At 70.2% G+C, this 14,795-nt stretch carries 11 protein-coding genes and 1 pseudogene; 7 read left to right on the top strand and 5 right to left on the bottom strand.

The window, feature by feature from the left end; genetic code table 11:
- Positions 1 to 1,024: pseudogene (locus BN976_RS34590) on the top strand (PE family protein); the annotation flags it as partial.
- 116 nt (positions 1,025 to 1,140) lie between these two features.
- Here the strand turns inward: BN976_RS34590 and BN976_RS08070 are convergent.
- Both BN976_RS08070 and BN976_RS08065 read right to left on the bottom strand, forming a co-directional pair.
- Positions 1,141 to 2,526, bottom strand: a complete 1,386-nt coding sequence (locus tag BN976_RS08070; protein ID WP_011778825.1) for an aspartate aminotransferase family protein — start codon at positions 2,524 to 2,526, stop codon at positions 1,141 to 1,143.
- The gene (locus BN976_RS08065; RefSeq protein ID WP_011778826.1) at positions 2,523 to 3,044 is read right to left on the bottom strand and encodes an Lrp/AsnC family transcriptional regulator; all 522 of its coding nucleotides are present in this window, start codon (positions 3,042 to 3,044) and stop codon (positions 2,523 to 2,525) included. The genes BN976_RS08070 and BN976_RS08065 overlap by 4 nt, the downstream gene beginning before the upstream one ends.
- Positions 3,045 to 3,166: 122 nt before the next feature.
- Here BN976_RS08065 and BN976_RS08060 point away from each other — a divergent pair, with 122 nt between their 5' ends.
- Positions 3,167 to 4,663 carry a gamma-aminobutyraldehyde dehydrogenase gene (locus tag BN976_RS08060; RefSeq protein WP_036369814.1) on the top strand — a complete coding sequence of 499 codons (1,497 nt, stop codon included), beginning with the start codon at positions 3,167 to 3,169 and terminating at the stop codon, positions 4,661 to 4,663.
- A gap of 106 nt (positions 4,664 to 4,769) precedes the next feature.
- Here the strand turns inward: BN976_RS08060 and BN976_RS08055 are convergent, their stop codons facing one another.
- Positions 4,770 to 5,630 (bottom strand): universal stress protein, encoded by an 861-nt coding sequence (locus BN976_RS08055; RefSeq protein WP_036369813.1) that lies wholly within the window; start codon positions 5,628 to 5,630, stop codon positions 4,770 to 4,772.
- Between the two features lie 16 nt (positions 5,631 to 5,646).
- A complete protein-coding gene (locus tag BN976_RS08050) occupies positions 5,647 to 7,158 on the bottom strand; it encodes an APC family permease (protein WP_036369812.1) in 1,512 nt (503 codons plus the stop codon).
- A 113-nt stretch (positions 7,159 to 7,271) separates the two neighbouring features.
- On the opposite strand from BN976_RS08050, the gene BN976_RS08045 reads away from it, so the two are divergent.
- Positions 7,272 to 8,168: a sigma-70 family RNA polymerase sigma factor gene (locus tag BN976_RS08045; protein WP_036369810.1), complete on the top strand. Its 897-nt coding sequence runs from the start codon at positions 7,272 to 7,274 to the stop codon at positions 8,166 to 8,168.
- Here BN976_RS08045 and BN976_RS08040 read toward each other — a convergent pair.
- Positions 8,146 to 8,760 carry a carboxymuconolactone decarboxylase family protein gene (locus BN976_RS08040; RefSeq protein ID WP_036369808.1) on the bottom strand — a complete coding sequence of 205 codons (615 nt, stop codon included), beginning with the start codon at positions 8,758 to 8,760 and terminating at the stop codon, positions 8,146 to 8,148. The two genes, BN976_RS08045 and BN976_RS08040, sit on opposite strands and share 23 nt — an antisense overlap.
- Positions 8,761 to 8,899: 139 nt before the next feature.
- Here BN976_RS08040 and BN976_RS08035 point away from each other — a divergent pair, with 139 nt between their 5' ends.
- From BN976_RS08035 to BN976_RS08020, 4 genes are read left to right on the top strand one after another with little or no spacing between them, the layout of a single operon-like run.
- On the top strand, positions 8,900 to 11,140 hold the full coding sequence (locus BN976_RS08035; protein ID WP_036370430.1) for an MMPL family transporter: 2,241 nt from the start codon (positions 8,900 to 8,902) through the stop codon (positions 11,138 to 11,140).
- 59 nt (positions 11,141 to 11,199) lie between these two features.
- Complete coding sequence (locus BN976_RS08030) at positions 11,200 to 12,297, top strand: polyprenyl synthetase family protein (protein ID WP_084182252.1); 1,098 nt, start codon at positions 11,200 to 11,202, stop codon at positions 12,295 to 12,297.
- Positions 12,298 to 12,299: 2 nt separating this feature from the next.
- Complete coding sequence (gene crtI, locus BN976_RS08025; protein ID WP_036370428.1) at positions 12,300 to 13,814, top strand: phytoene desaturase family protein; 1,515 nt, start codon at positions 12,300 to 12,302, stop codon at positions 13,812 to 13,814.
- Positions 13,814 to 14,761 (top strand): phytoene/squalene synthase family protein, encoded by a 948-nt coding sequence (locus tag BN976_RS08020; RefSeq protein ID WP_036369803.1) that lies wholly within the window; start codon positions 13,814 to 13,816, stop codon positions 14,759 to 14,761. Before crtI ends, BN976_RS08020 begins: the two co-directional genes overlap by 1 nt.
- The last annotated feature ends 34 nt before the right edge of the window (positions 14,762 to 14,795 follow it).

The following is a 14,795-nucleotide window of genomic DNA, read 5'->3' as shown; positions in this document are numbered from 1 at the left end:
CGGAGCGGCGGGGCTGCTGGGGCGCGGCGGCGACGGAGGCGACGCCACCGCGGAGAACCCGCTGGCCGGTCAGGGAGGCCGCGGCGGCTGGATCGCCGGCGACGGTGGTGACGGCGGCGACGGACTCTCCGACGCCGGTGTCGGGCTGCCGGGTACCGGCGGACGTGGAGGCGACGCCGGCCTGCTGGGCGGGAAGGGCGGTCGCGGGGGCGCCGGCGGCGACGCGTCAGCCCAGATCGGCGACACCATCACCGGGGGCGCCGGTGGTCACGGCGGAAACGCCGGGCTCCTCGGCACCGGAGGGCAGGGCGGCGCGGGTGGGGTCGCCCGCGACACCCGTGCGAACTCGGGCAGCGAGACGGTGATCGTCGAAGGCGGCGCGGGCGGTCAGGGCGGCGACGGCGTTCTCAACGCCGGCGTCGGGGGCGCCGGCGGCGCGGCGTACACCTCCGGCGACGACAAGGCCGGCGACCTGGCAGTGGGAGGCCCCGGGGGAGCCGGCGGAAGCGCACAGGCGTCGTCGAGTGGCCGGGGCGGCGCGGGCGGCGACGCGGTCGCGACCGAGGGTGACGCGCTCGGTGGTACCGGCGGTCAGGGCGGCACGTCCACGCGGGCCGGCGACGGCGGTGCCGGTGGCATCGGCGGCGCAGGCACCTCGGCGACCGGCACCGGGGCGGGCGGCACCGGTGGTGCCGGCGGTTCGGGCGCCACACTCGGCGACGGCGGTCGCGGCGGAGACGCCGGATACGGCGAGGCGCTCGACGAGTCCGGGATGGCCGAAGGGGGAACCGGTGGCGCCGGCGGCCTCGGCGGCGCGTTCGCCCGTGGCGGTGACGGCGGCCGCGGTGGTGCCGCGATCGGCGGCTCGCAGGAGTCCGTCGGCGGTGACGGCGGCCGCGGCGGTGACGGCGGCTTCGGCGGACGCGGTGGTGACGGCGGAGACGGTGCCTCCCCCGGCGGCCAGGGCGGCGAAGGCGGCAGCCCCGGGGGCCGGCCCGGCGGCGACAACGGAGGCGACGGCTAGCTGTACCGCGCCGCCCAGGGCACACCCGGCGCCGGGCACACCCCGCGCCGAAATTGCGTTCCGCGTGGGCTTTTCGCGCTCAGGGCCGTGTGGAATGCAATTTCGGCGGTGAGGCGCTACAGCATCCGGCTCGCTTCGCTGAGCACGCGGTGAAGGATGTCGTAGATCGCGTCGAACTCCTTCTTCCCGCTGATCAGCGGTGGGGCCAACTGCACGACCGGGTCGCCGCGGTCGTCGGCGCGGCAGTACAGCCCGCCCTCGAACAGCGCGGACGTCAAGAAGCCGCGCAGCAGCCGCTCGCTCTCGTCCTCGTTGAACGTCTCCTTGGTGGCCTTGTCCTTCACCAGCTCGATGCCGTAGAAGAAGCCCTCACCGCGGACGTCGCCGACGATGGGCAGCTCGAGGAGCTGCTCGAGCGTGGCCCGGAAGACCGGCGCGTTGTCCTTGACGTGGGCGTTGAGGCCTTCGCGCTCGAAGATGTCGAGGTTGGCCAGCGCCACCGCAGAGGACACCGGGTGCCCGCCGAAGGTGTAGCCGTGCCCGAACACGGTCTTGCCGTCGTTGAACGGCTCGAACAGCCGGTCGCTGGCGATCATCGCGCCGATCGGCGAGTAGCCCGAGGTCAGGCCCTTGGCGCAGGTGATGATGTCGGGTACGTAGCCGAAATCGTCGCAGGCGAACATCGACCCGATGCGGCCGAACGCGCAGATCACCTCGTCGGAGACCAGCAGCACGTCGTACTCGTCGCAGATCTCACGAACCCGCTCGAAGTACCCGGGCGGCGGCGGGAAGCAGCCACCGGCGTTCTGCACCGGCTCCAGGAAGACGGCGCACACCGTGTCGGGTCCTTCGAACTCGATGGCCTCAGCGATGCGGTCTGCGCAATACCTGCCCCAGGCCTTGGGATCGGTGTCGTACGGCGCGGGCGCCCGGTAGAAGTTGGTGTTCGGCACGCGGAACCCGCCCGGGGTCAACGGCTCGAACGGCTTCTTGAAGTCCGGCAGACCGGTGATGGCCAGCGCACCCTGCGGCGTGCCGTGGTAGGCGATGGCCCGCGAGATCACCTTGAACTTTCCGGGTTTGCCGACCAGCTTGTAGTACTGCTTGGCCAGCTTCCACGCGCTCTCCACGGCCTCGCCGCCGCCGGTGGTGAAGAACACCCGGTTCAGATCAGCCGGAGCGTAATGGGCGAGTCGATCGGCGAGTTCGATCGCGGTGGGAGTGGCGTAGGACCACAGCGGGAAGAACGCCAGCTGCTCGGCCTGCTTGGCAGCGGCTTCCGCGAGCTCCTTGCGGCCGTGGCCGGCCTGAACCACGAACAGACCCGAGAGCCCGTCGATGTACTTGCGGCCCGTGCTGTCCCAGATGTGCACGCCCTCGCCGCGGGTGATGATCGGCGGCGTGATGCCTTTGCCGTGGCGCGCGAAGTGGCCCCACAGGTGGCGGTTGGCCTTGGCCTCCAGGTCGGAGGAGACCTGCGGCGCGATATCGGTAGTTGTCATCGTGTACCCCAATTGTATTGCTGTTTAACAAGTTTCAAGTAAACAAGGGTTTCGGTGGATATCACTCCCGGTAGCGCGCGGATTTGCGTGTTGAGAAGTTGGAGCAGGTGATCGTCGTCCTCGCAGACCACCTCGGCGATGGCGTCGAACGAGCCGGCGGTGAGCACCACATAGTCGACGGAGTCGAGCTCGGCGAGTTCCTGCGCGATCTTGGTGGTGTCGCCGGTGCATTTGATCCCGATCATCGCCTGCCTGGCGAAGCCGAGCTGCAGTGGGTCGGTGACGGCCACGATCTGCATCACCCCGGCGTCGACCATGCGCTGCACCCGCTGGCGGACCGCGGCCTCGGACAGGCCGACGGCCTTTCCGATTCCCGCGTAGGAGCGGCGGCCGTCCTGCTGCAGCTTCTCGATGATCGCCTTGGACAGTTCGTCGAGCTGGAACGCGGCGCCGGGACGAGACTGGTTGACGCGGAAGGAGACGGGGCCGACGGCATGCGGTAACCCGGGGTTAGCCATGCCAGTGATTGTGCACGGAATCCGTCGTCGCAGGCAACCATGACCATGAAATCAATTGTTCAGGGCAGTTCACAGTGCGGTAATGCGTAGCACTCGTGCGCGGTGCGCGATAGCGTTGACGCATGACTGCAGTCTCGTCCCCGCCTGTGCTTGCCGGTAGTTGGATCGACGGGGCCCCCGTCAATACTCGGGGACCGGTCCACCAGGTGATCAACCCCGCGACCGGCGCGCCCGTGGCCGAATACGCGCTGGCCCAGCCCGCCGACGTCGACGCCGCGGTCGCGTCGGCGCGCGCCGCGCTGGGTGGCTGGGCGACCGCCACCCCGGCCGAGCGATCGGCGGTGCTGGCCAAACTCGCCAAACTGGCCGACGAGGCCACCGCGGACCTGGTTGCCGAGGAAGTGAGCCAGACCGGTAAGCCGGTGCGGCTGGCCACCGAGTTCGACGTCCCCGGAAGCGTCGACAACATCGACTTCTTCGCCGGCGCCGCACGACACCTCGAGGGAAAGGCGTCCGGCGAGTACTCGGCCGATCACACGTCGTCCATCCGGCGTGAGGCGGTCGGCGTGGTCGCCACCATCACCCCGTGGAACTACCCGCTGCAGATGGCGGTCTGGAAGGTGCTGCCCGCGCTGGCGGCCGGATGCTCGGTGGTGATCAAGCCCGCCGAGATCACCCCGCTGACGACGCTCACCCTGGCCCGGCTGGCCGCCGAGGCCGGTCTGCCTGCGGGGGTTTTCAACGTGGTCACCGGGTCGGGTGCCGACGTCGGAACCGCATTGGCCGGGCACGCCGACGTCGACATGGTGACGTTCACCGGGTCGACGCCGGTCGGGCGCAAGGTGATGCTCGCGGCCGCCGCGCACGGCCACCGCACCCAGCTCGAGCTGGGCGGCAAGGCGCCGTTCGTGGTGTTCGACGACGCGGACCTGGACGCGGCGATCCAGGGCGCGGTCGCCGGGGCGCTGATCAACACCGGGCAGGACTGCACGGCCGCGACGCGGGCGATCGTGGCGCGGGACCTGTACGACGACTTCGTGGCCGGCGTCGCCGAGGTGATGAGCCACATCGTCGTCGGCGACCCTGGGGATCCGGACACCGACCTGGGCCCGCTGATCACGCTGGCGCACCGGGCGAAGGTCGCGGGCATGGTCGAGCGGGCCCCGGGCGAGGGCGGACGGATCGTCACCGGCGGGGTCGCCCCGGACGGGCCCGGGTCGTTCTACCGGCCGACGCTGATCGCCGACGTGTCCGAGCAGTCCGAGGTGTGGCGCGACGAGATCTTCGGCCCGGTGCTGGCGGTGCGGTCGTTCACCGACGACGACGATGCGCTGCGGCAGGCCAACGACACGGCCTACGGTCTGGCGGCGTCGGCGTGGACGCGCGACGTGTACCGGGCGCAGCGGGCGTCCCGGGAGATCCACGCGGGCTGCGTGTGGATCAACGACCACATCCCGATCATCTCCGAGATGCCGCACGGCGGTTTCGGCGCGTCGGGCTTCGGCAAGGACATGAGCCAGTACTCGCTCGAGGAGTATCTGTCGATCAAGCACGTGATGAGCGACATCACCGGCGTGGCCGACAAGGCTTGGCACCGAACGATTTTCACCAAGCGCTAGGGTTCCGCGGGCTACTCGCGAACGTGCATCCGCGGTAGCCCGCGAGCCGTTTGAGCTACCGTGAGAGCACGCTCGCGGTGAGTTCCGCGGCTCCCCGCCGAACGAGCTACTCCGCCTTGGGCACCACGATCACCGGCACGTCGACCCCGGCCAGGATCCGCGCGGCGGTTGACCCCAGGAAGATCCGCCGCGGCGCGGCGAAGCGACTCGAACCCACCACGAGCAGGTCCCCGTCGTCCCATCGCAACTTCTTCAGCGCCGACTCCAACGTCATGCCGTCGGCCACCAGCGACTCGATGTCCGGCGCATCGGGTAGCGCCCGGGCCGCGACGGCGAGGTTCTCCTCGGCGGCCGCCACCTGCAGCGCCCGCACCTCCTTGGCGCTGCCCGCTTCGGCGAGGTTCTCCGCGGACACCAGCGACAGCATGCGCATCCGCAGGCCCGCCGCGCCGGCAAGCGCGATCGCGAACGGCAGCGGGTTGTCGTCGCCCGGCTTGCTGGGCACCGCGGCCGTCACCGCCAGGAAGTGCTCGTCGGGGTCCTCGGCGTAGCCGCGCGGCGCCAGCGCCACCGGTATGGAGGACGAGTGCAGCAGCGCCCCGGTGACCGGACCGATGGTGTGTCTGCCGAAGAACCCGTCCCGCGCACCGCCGACGACGATGAGGTCCGAGGATTTTTCCTCGGCGAACTCCACCAGCGCCTGCGCGAACGAGTCGGCGACGATCGCCGACGATCCGGCCGTCACGCCGTCGGCGGCCAGCGCGGCCACGGCACGGGCGGCCCACTGCTCACCGAGATTGACCAGCATCTGCTGGTACTCGGCGCGGCCGGGGTGACCGTCGGGCAGTTCGTGACGTACGACGATCACCACGTCGACGGTGGCGTCGAAGGTCCGCGCCAGCGCGGAGGCCAGCGCGACTCCGTCGTCGCCGGTCGGGGTGGCAAGGTAGCCGACTGTCAGATGCATTGCGCGACCTGCTTTCTCAGAACGTATCCGGAACCTTGACCTCGGTGTCGGCGTTGAGGGTCTCGCCGCGGAAGAAGCGTTTGGTGCCGAATGCGAAGCACGCCAGCATCAGCGGGATACCCAGGACCAGCATGCCGACCCCGAGCACGAACACCCCGCCCACCGGTCCGAACGCGGTGTAGCCGTAGTCGGGCTGGATCATGTCCTTGGCGCTGATGGTGAATGCGGCCAGCATCGACAGTCCTCCGAGGAGCGGGAAGATGCCGCGGAAGAACAGGTTTCGTGTCGATTCGAACAGGGTTCTGCGGAAGTACCAGACGCAGGCGAACGCCGTGATGCCGTAGTAGAACGCCACCGCAAGGCCCAGCGAGGCCACCGAGTCGAGTAATGCGTTCTCCGACAGTGCCTTCAGCACGAGGTAGAAGAACAGGGCCGACAGCCCCATCACGATGGTGCCGAACGCGGGCGTCATGTACCGCGGGTGCACGTTGGCGAAGCGTTTCGGGATCGCCTCGTACACGGCCATCGACAGGGTGCCGCGCGCGGTGGGCAGGATCGTCGTCTGGGTCGACGACAGTGCCGACACCGACACCGTGAGGAGCAGTGCCGACGCGGCGATCGCGCCCGCCACCGGTTGACCGAGCACGGTGAGGACGTCGTCGGTGTTGTTCGGGTTGTTCAGGCCGATGCCGACCTCGCTGAAGCCGGCGAAGGACTGCAGCGCGAAGGCGACCAGCACGTAGGTGCATACCAGGATGACGGTGGTGACCAGTGCTGCGATACCGGGCGTGCGGCCGGGGTCCTTGGTCTCCTCGCCGACCGCCAGGCACGCGTCCCAACCCCAGTAGATGAAGATGCAGAGGATGACCGCGGCGGCGATCGACGACACGTCCAGTCCGCTCGGCCACAGCCACGACAGCTGCGGGCTGATCGCCTGGGCACCGGCGGTTCCGGTGAACACGCGAATCAACGCGATGACGCTGACGGTGATCAGCACGCCGAACTGAATGGCGATCAGCACGTTCTGCACTCGTTCGCTGACGACGATGCCGCGTGCGGACACCAGCGTCATCGAGATGATGAAGAAGCACCCCAGGGCGACCGTCGCAGGCACGCTCTCGGCGAGGGAGTCCAGACCCAGGAAGTTGTAGAGATAGATGGCGGCGATCTCGGAGACGTTGGCCAGCACGATGATCGCCGACACCGCCAGGCCCCACCCGCCGATCCAGCCGACCCACGGCCCGAACGCCTTGGTGCCCCAGGTGAACGTGGTGCCGCAGTCCGGGGTGTCCTGGGACAGCTCCTTGTAGGCGAATGCGACGAGCAGCATCGGGATGAACGCCAGCACGAACATCGCCGGCGCTTTCTCCTGGACGTTCAGCACGACGTAACCCAGTGTCGCGGCCAGGCTGTACGCGGGTGCCACCGCGCCCAGGCCGATGACCACGTTGCCCACCAGCCCGAGCGCTCCGGCCTGCAGCCCCTTACCGCCGACGGCAGGAACAGCGGGTTCGTCCGTGATAGCCATGCGCGCAATATACGGTTCCGGCGGTCAAAGGGCCTGCCGTACGGGAAAATCGTTGCTGCCGCGGATCTTTGCCGTCGGCTCGACGGTCGGGACGGCGGGTTTAGACTCGACCGATGACGACGAGTGCGCGCGTCGGGGAATTCGAGCAGTTGCGACCGCACCTGCTGTCCGTGGCGTACCGGCTCACCGGCACCCTCGCCGACGCCGAGGACATCGTCCAGGACGCGTGGCTGCGGTGGGAGGCCAACAGCGCCACGGTGATCGAGGACCTCAAGGCGTGGCTGACGACGGTGGTGAGCCGGCTGGCGCTGGACCGGTTACGTTCGGCGGCGCACCGGCGTGAGACGTATGTGGGCGAGTGGTTGCCCGAGCCGGTGGTCACCGGCTTCGACGGGGTCGACCCGCTGGCGTCGGTGGTGGCCGGCGAGGATGCGCGGTTTGCGGCGATGGTGGTGCTGGAGAACCTGACGCCCGATCAGCGGGTCGCGTTCGTGCTGCACGACGGATTCGCCGTGCCGTTCGCCGAGATCGCCGAGGTGCTCGGGTCGTCGCCGGAATCGGCGCGCCAGCTGGCGTCCCGCGCCCGGCGGGCCGCCTCGGCCGCTCCACCGCCGGCCGACGAGCATGCCGAGGTGGTGGGAAAGCTGTTGGCGGCCATGGCCTCTGGTGATCTGACGGAGGTGGTGGCGGTGCTGCACCCGGACGTGACGTTCACCGGCGACTCGAACCGCAGGGCTCCGACGGCGGCACGCGTCATCCACGGCAGCGACAAGGTGGCGCGGTTCCTGCTCGGTCTGGCACGCCGCTACGGGGAGCAGCGATTCTTCGGCAGCGGGGTGTTGGGGATGGTCAACGGCGAGCTCGGCGTGTACACGCCGGGCGTGCCCGCCACCGAGGACGCCCCCGCGATCGCGCCGCGCATCCAGGCGCTCACCGTCCACCGCGGGCAGGTGGTGGCGATCTACGACATCGCCAACCCGGACAAGTTCACCGCTTCTCCGCTGCGGTAGCCCCCTGGCCGGCCTGCGCGGCGCTCGCCCACGGCACCCGGCAGGTGTCCCCGGAGCTGAAGCCCTGCTCGGTGATCCCCAGCGCGGCGTTCATCCGGGCTCGCATGTTCTCCACGCCGATCTGATACGTCAGCTCGATGACGCCGTCGGCGCCGAACCGGCGGCGCAGGTCGGCCACCTGCTCGTCGGTGACGGTGTGCGGGTCGGTCGTCATCGCCGCGGCGTAGGCGATGGCGGCGCGTTCGTCGTCGGTGAACCGGGGCGACGTCGCATAGTCGTCGATCTCCTTCAGCCGCGCGATGTCGAGGCCGTCCAGGCGCATCAGCATGGACCCGAAGTCGACGCACCACGAGCAGCCGATCTGCCGGGCCGTCCAGTACACGGCCAGCTCACGCACACTGGCGGGCACCTTCGACGACGTCCGCTCCAGCAGCCCCTCGTGCACGGCGCCGGTCAGCATCAGGCTCGGGTGATGGGCGTAGACCGCGAACGGCTCGGGCACCTCGCCGAATCGGCGTTTGGCGTAACGCCACATCAGCCGGGTCAGCAGGGAGGCGCGGTGCGGGGGGACGGGTTCCAGTCGTGTGGTCATACCTGTCAGACGGGGCAGCCCACCGATGTGTGACAGAACCGGGACTTTTCACTCGGCGGGTTTCTAAACTGTGCCGTCAGGGACGACGCTGTCGTCAGAGCCGGCGCTCCGACCGGCGGTGATGGAGAAGAGGCGCCGTCTGCTCCACCGAATTGCGTTGTGCGCCATCGCGGCACCGCGTCGCATCGTGGCCATCGCGGCACTGGTCATGGTCGGCGCCGCGATCTTCGGCGTGCCGGTGGCGGGCAGCCTGGCCGCCGGGGGCTTCCAGGATCCGGGGTCGGAGTCGGCGCGGGCGACCCGAGTCCTCACCGACACGTTCGGCCGGGGCGACATGCAGCTGGTCTTCGCCGTCACCGACCCGGCCGGCGTCGACAGCGCCTCGGCGCGCGCTGCGGGCCTGGCCATCGCCACGCTCGTCGGCGAAGATCCGGCCGTCGCGGACGTGGTGTCGACGTGGACGGTCGCGCCCGAAGCGGCCGCGGCCCTCATCTCCGCGGACGGTCGCAGCGGGCTGGTCGTCGCCGAGCTGACCGGTGACGAGAACACCGCGCCGCGCATTGCCCAGGCGCTCGTCGACGAGGTGGTGACGACGGTGCAGCCGCGCCACGAGACCGTCGCCGTGCTGGCCGGCGGTTCGTCGATCGTGTACTCGCAGATCAACTCCCAGACGCTGCGCGACGTGCTGCTGATGGAGGCGATCGCGATACCGCTGACGTTCCTGGTGCTGGTCTGGGTGTTCAAGGGCCTGCTGGCCGCGGCGCTGCCGGTGGCGGTCGGCGGCCTTGCGATCGTGGCGTCGATGTCGGTGCTGCGGCTCGTGGCGATGTGGACCGACGTGTCGATCTTCGCGCTGAACCTGACCACCGCGCTGGGCCTGGCGCTGGCCGTCGACTACACCCTGTTGATCGTCAGCCGCTTCCGCGACGAGGTCGCCGCCGGCGCGCCGCGCGACCGGGCGCTGATCACCACCATGGTGACGGCGGGCCGCACCGTGCTGTTCTCCGCGCTGACGGTGGCGCTGTCGATGGCGGCGATGCTGCTGTTCCCGATGTACTTCCTGAAGTCCTTCGCCTACGCCGGCCTCGCGACCGTTGCGTTGTGCGCGGTGGCGGCGATCGTCGTCACCCCTGCGGTGATCGCGCTGTTCGGGGACCGGCTCGACGCGTTCGACATCCGCCGGATGTTGCGGCGCACCCCTGCGGCGGAGCCGCGGGGAGAACAGATGTTCTGGTACCGCTCCACGAAGTTCGTCATGCGCCGAGCGCTGCCGGTGGGGCTGGCGGGGACCGCGCTGCTGGTGAGCCTGGGCCTGCCGTTCCTCGGCGTGTCCTGGGGGCTGCCCGACGACCGCGTGCTGCCGTCGTCGGCGACCGCGCACCGGGTGGGCGACATGCTGCGCACCGAGTTCTCCGACAACTCCGAGGCGGCGGTGACGGTGCTGGTGCCCGACGCCGAGGGCCTGACACCGCAGGACTTCGAACGCTACGCCGCCGAGGCGTCGACGATCGAGGACGTGTCGATGGTCAGCGCGCCGACCGGCACGTTCGCCGACGGGCGGCGGGTCGGGCCGCCTGCGGGCGGCGCCGGGGTGCAGGGCGGCATCGCCTACCTGACGGTCGGCAGCACCACGGCGTCGTTCTCGCCGGAATCCGAGCGCCAGCTCGACCGTCTGCGGGCACTGCCGGGTCCCGGCGGCCGGCCGGTCCAGATGACCGGCATCGCCCAGATCAACAGGGACAGCGTCGAGTCCATCATGGCGCGGCTGCCGATCGTGCTCGGCATCATCGCGGTGATCACGTTCGTGCTGCTGTTCCTGCTGACCGGCAGCCTGGTGCTCCCGGTCAAGGCCTTGGTGCTCAACGCGCTGTCGCTGACGGCGGCGTTCGGTGCGCTGGTGTGGATCTTCCAGGACGGCAATCTGGGCGCGCTGGGGACGACGCCGACGGGGACGCTGGTGGTCAACATGCCGGTGCTGCTGTTCTGCATCGCGTTCGGCCTGTCGATGGACTACGAGGTGTTCCTGCTGGCCCGCATCCGCGAGTTCTGGCTCGCCGGCGGCCGGCGGGACAACGACGAGAGCGTCGCCCTCGGCCTGGCGCACACCGGGCGCGTGGTCACCGCGGCGGCGCTGATCATGTCGATCTCGTTCGGCGCGCTGATCGCCGCGCAGGTGTCGTTCATGCGGATGTTCGGGCTCGGTCTGATGCTGGCGGTGCTGATCGACGCCACGCTGGTGCGGATGGTGTTGCTGCCTGCGTTCATGCATCTGATGGGCCGCTGGAACTGGTGGGCACCGGCGCCGCTGGCCCGCTGGCATGCCCGCAGAACGGGTACTGCGGAACAAAATGCGAATCCGACCAATCCGGGGCCGCCATAGCTTCGAATGGAAGACGACGCCCAAGGCACGGGTGGGTCGAACGAGGAGGGGGTCCGCAGTTGAGCAGGGGCGATGGCGCCGGCGCGCAGCTGGCAGAACCAGGGCTGATGGCCTGGCGCGACACGGTCCGCACGGCGGTGCGGGAACATCTGGAAGATTTCGTGCGCGGTGAATGCGCCCGCCGACTGGACGGCGGCGGCGTCGATGTCGCCGCCGAGCTGCTGTGCGGATTCCTCGACGGCGGCAAGTACGTCCGCTCGACGTACATGTATCTCGGCTGGTTGTGCGGCGAGCGGGAGGACACCGCGGCGCTGCGGGCATCGGCGAGCCTGGAGCTGCTGCACACCTTCGCGCTGATCCAGGACGACGTGATGGACAGCTCACCGATGCGCCGGGCCCGGCCCAGCGCGCACGTCGCGCTGGGGCGCTGGCACCGCGACCGCGCGCTGAGCGGCTCGGCGAGCCGGTTCGGGGAGTCCGCGGCGATCCTGCTCGGCGACCTGTGCCTGGTGTGGGCCGAGGAGATGCTGCGCCGCAGCGGGGTCGACGCGGACGCGCTGGCCCGGGTGTGGCCGCGCTACGACGCCATGCGCACCGAGCTCGCCATCGGCCAGCTGTCCGACCTTCTGAACAGCTGCCAGACGTTCCCGACACTCCCGGAGGTACTTGACGTGCTGCGCCGCAAATCCGGCAACTACACCGTGCGCCGTCCGCTGGAGCTCGGCGTCGCCATGGCCGGCTGCAGCGCCGACGTGGCGGACGCGCTGTCCGGCTACGGCGCCGCGATCGGGGAGGCGTTCCAGTTGCGCGACGACATCCTCGGCGTGTTCGGATCGCCTTCGCTGACAGGCAAATCCGTGCGCAGCGACCTGGAGGACGGCAAGGCCACCAGCATCGTCGTCGCCGCCTACGAGCTGGCAGGCCCGAGGCTGCGGCGCCAGCTCGCCGAACTGATGCAGAGCCCCGAGATCGGCGCCGCCGACGTCGACCGGTGGCGCACCCTGATCAGGGCCAGCGGTGCCGTGCAGTGGATCGAGGAGCAGATCGCCCGCCGCCACGACGCGGCGCTGCGCTTCCTCGACGGCGCGGCGATCCCCGCCGCCCCCCGTGCCGCGTTGGCCGAGATGGCCGTCGCCTGCACCCAGCGGGCAGCATGATGATGCGCACGCTGGGCGGAAAAACCGACCGCGTCGTCGTGGTCGGCGCGGGCCTGTCCGGATTGTCGGCGGCGCTGCAGCTGGCCGGCCGGGGCCGCCAGGTCACCGTGCTGGAACGGGGGGACCATCCCGGCGGACGGGTCGGTCGCGCCGACGTCAACGGCTACCGGCTCGACACCGGGCCGACCGTGCTGACCATGCCGGACATCATCGACGACGCGTTCGCCGCGGTCGGCGAGTCCCTGGCGGACCGCCTGCCGATGGACCCGGTACACCCGGCCTACCACGCGAAGTTCGCCGACGGCAGCGCGCTGGCGGTGCACACCGAGGCCGACGCGATGGTGTCCGAGATCGAACGGTTCGCCGGCCGCCGGGAGGCCGACGGCTATCTGCGGCTGCGGGAGTGGCTGACCAAGCTGTACCGCACCGAGTTCGACGGGTTCATCGCGAACAACTTCGACTCGCCGCTGTCGCTGCTGACGCCGTCGCTGGCGCGTCTGGTCGCACTCGGCGGCTTCCGCCGCTGGGAACCGGCGGTGCGCCGCTTCCTGAAAGACGAGCGGCTGCTGCGGGTGTTCACGTTCCAGTCGCTCTACGCCGGAGTGCCGCCGCAGAGCGCGCTGGCCGTGTACGCGGTGATCGCCTACATGGACACCGTCGCGGGGGTGTACTTCCCGCGCGGCGGCATGCGCGCGCTACCCGATGCGATGGCCGCCGCCGCCTCCCGGGCCGGTGTCGAATTTGTTTACAATGCAACGGTTTCCGATCTCGAGTTCATCGGATCCCGGGTCACGGCGGTGCGCACCGTGGACGGCGGCCGGGTGCGGGCGGACTCGGTGGTGCTGACCACCGAGCTGCCCGACACGTACCGGCTGATCGGCCGCACACCGGTGCGGCCGCTGCGGCTGCGTCCTGCGCCGTCGGCGGTGGTCGCGCACGTCGGGTGCCGGGCGGTCGGCCCCGACGCCGATGACGCCGGTCACCACACGATCCTGTTCGGTGACGCGTGGACGCAGACGTTCCGCGACATCATCGACGACGGCCGGGTGATGGGTGACCCGTCGCTGCTGGTGACCCGGCCGACGGCGACTGACCCGACGCTGGCGCCGGCCGGGCGTGACCTGCTCTACGTGCTGGCTCCGGCGCCCAACACCGACGTCGGCACCCTGGATTGGGATGCCGCCGGTTCGGGGTATGTGGAGCAGATGTTGTCCGCGGTGCGCAGCCGGATGCCCGGGGTGGCCGAGGACGCCGAGCTGTTGCACGTCGTGACACCGGCCGACTGGCGGCGCCAGGGGATGGCGTCGGGCACGCCGTTCGCGTTGGCGCACACCTTCGCCCAGACCGGGCCGTTCCGGCCGGCCAACACCGTGCGCGGCATCGACAACGTGGTGCTGGCCGGTTCGTCCACGGTCCCCGGGGTCGGCGTTCCGACCGCGATCCTGTCCGGTCGGCTGGCCGCCGACCGGATCACCGGCATCCCTGTCCGTCCTCGTCCCTCGGAGGTCCACCGCTGATGATCAAGATCGAGCTCGACGCGGCAGGGGTGCGGGATCCGGAGCTGCGTGACGCCTACCGGCAGTGCCGGACCATCAACGCCCAACACGGCAAGACGTTCTACCTGGCCACCCGGCTGCTGGCGCCCAGGCAACGGCCCGCGGTGCACGCGCTGTACGGCTTCGCGCGCTTCGCCGACGACATCCTCGACGACCTCGCCGACACGGCGACCGTCGACCAGCGGGCCGAGAGGCTCCAGCAGCTGTCCACCCGGCTCTTCCACTGCCTGGTGGACAAGGAGTCCTGTGAGGGCGATCCGATCCTGACCGCGGTGGTGCACACCGCGCGCACCTACGACATCGGCTGGGATCTGTTCGACGACTTCCTGGCGTCGATGCGGATGGATCTGACCGTGACGGACTATCCGGACCGGCAGGCGCTGGAGCGCTACATGTACGGCTCGGCCGAGGTGATCGGGCTGCAGATGCTGCCGGTGCTCGGCACAGTCGGCCCGCGCGAGGAGGCCGCGCCCTATGCGGCGGCGCTGGGCAAGGCGTTCCAGCTGACCAACTTCCTGCGAGACGTGGACGAGGATCTGACCCGCGGGCGCGTCTACCTGCCCGCCGACGAACTCGCCGCCCACGGTGTCGACCGCGAACTGCTGACCTGGTGCCAGGCCAACGGCCGCATCGAGCCCCGGGTGCGTGCCGCGCTGGCCGAACAGCACGCGATCACCCGCCAGGTGTACCAGCAGGCCCGACCCGGGATCGCCGTGCTGGTGCCGCAGTCGCGGCCCTGCGTGGCGGCGGCGCTGACGCTGTACTCCGACATCCTGTCGCGTATCGAGGCGATCGACTTCGAGATCTTCGGCCGGCGTGCGACGGTGGGGAAACCGCGACGATTGGTCGTCGCCGCAGCGGGCATAGGTAAGGCATGGGGACAGCGGATGCGATCCAGGGGAGCGTAAAAATGGATCGGTCGGAGCGTACCCATCTGAAGGA

The organism is Mycolicibacterium austroafricanum (assembly GCF_000612725.1).
Classification (GTDB): domain Bacteria; phylum Actinomycetota; class Actinomycetes; order Mycobacteriales; family Mycobacteriaceae; genus Mycobacterium; species Mycobacterium austroafricanum.
This window is presented reverse-complemented; position numbering and strand designations above follow the sequence as displayed.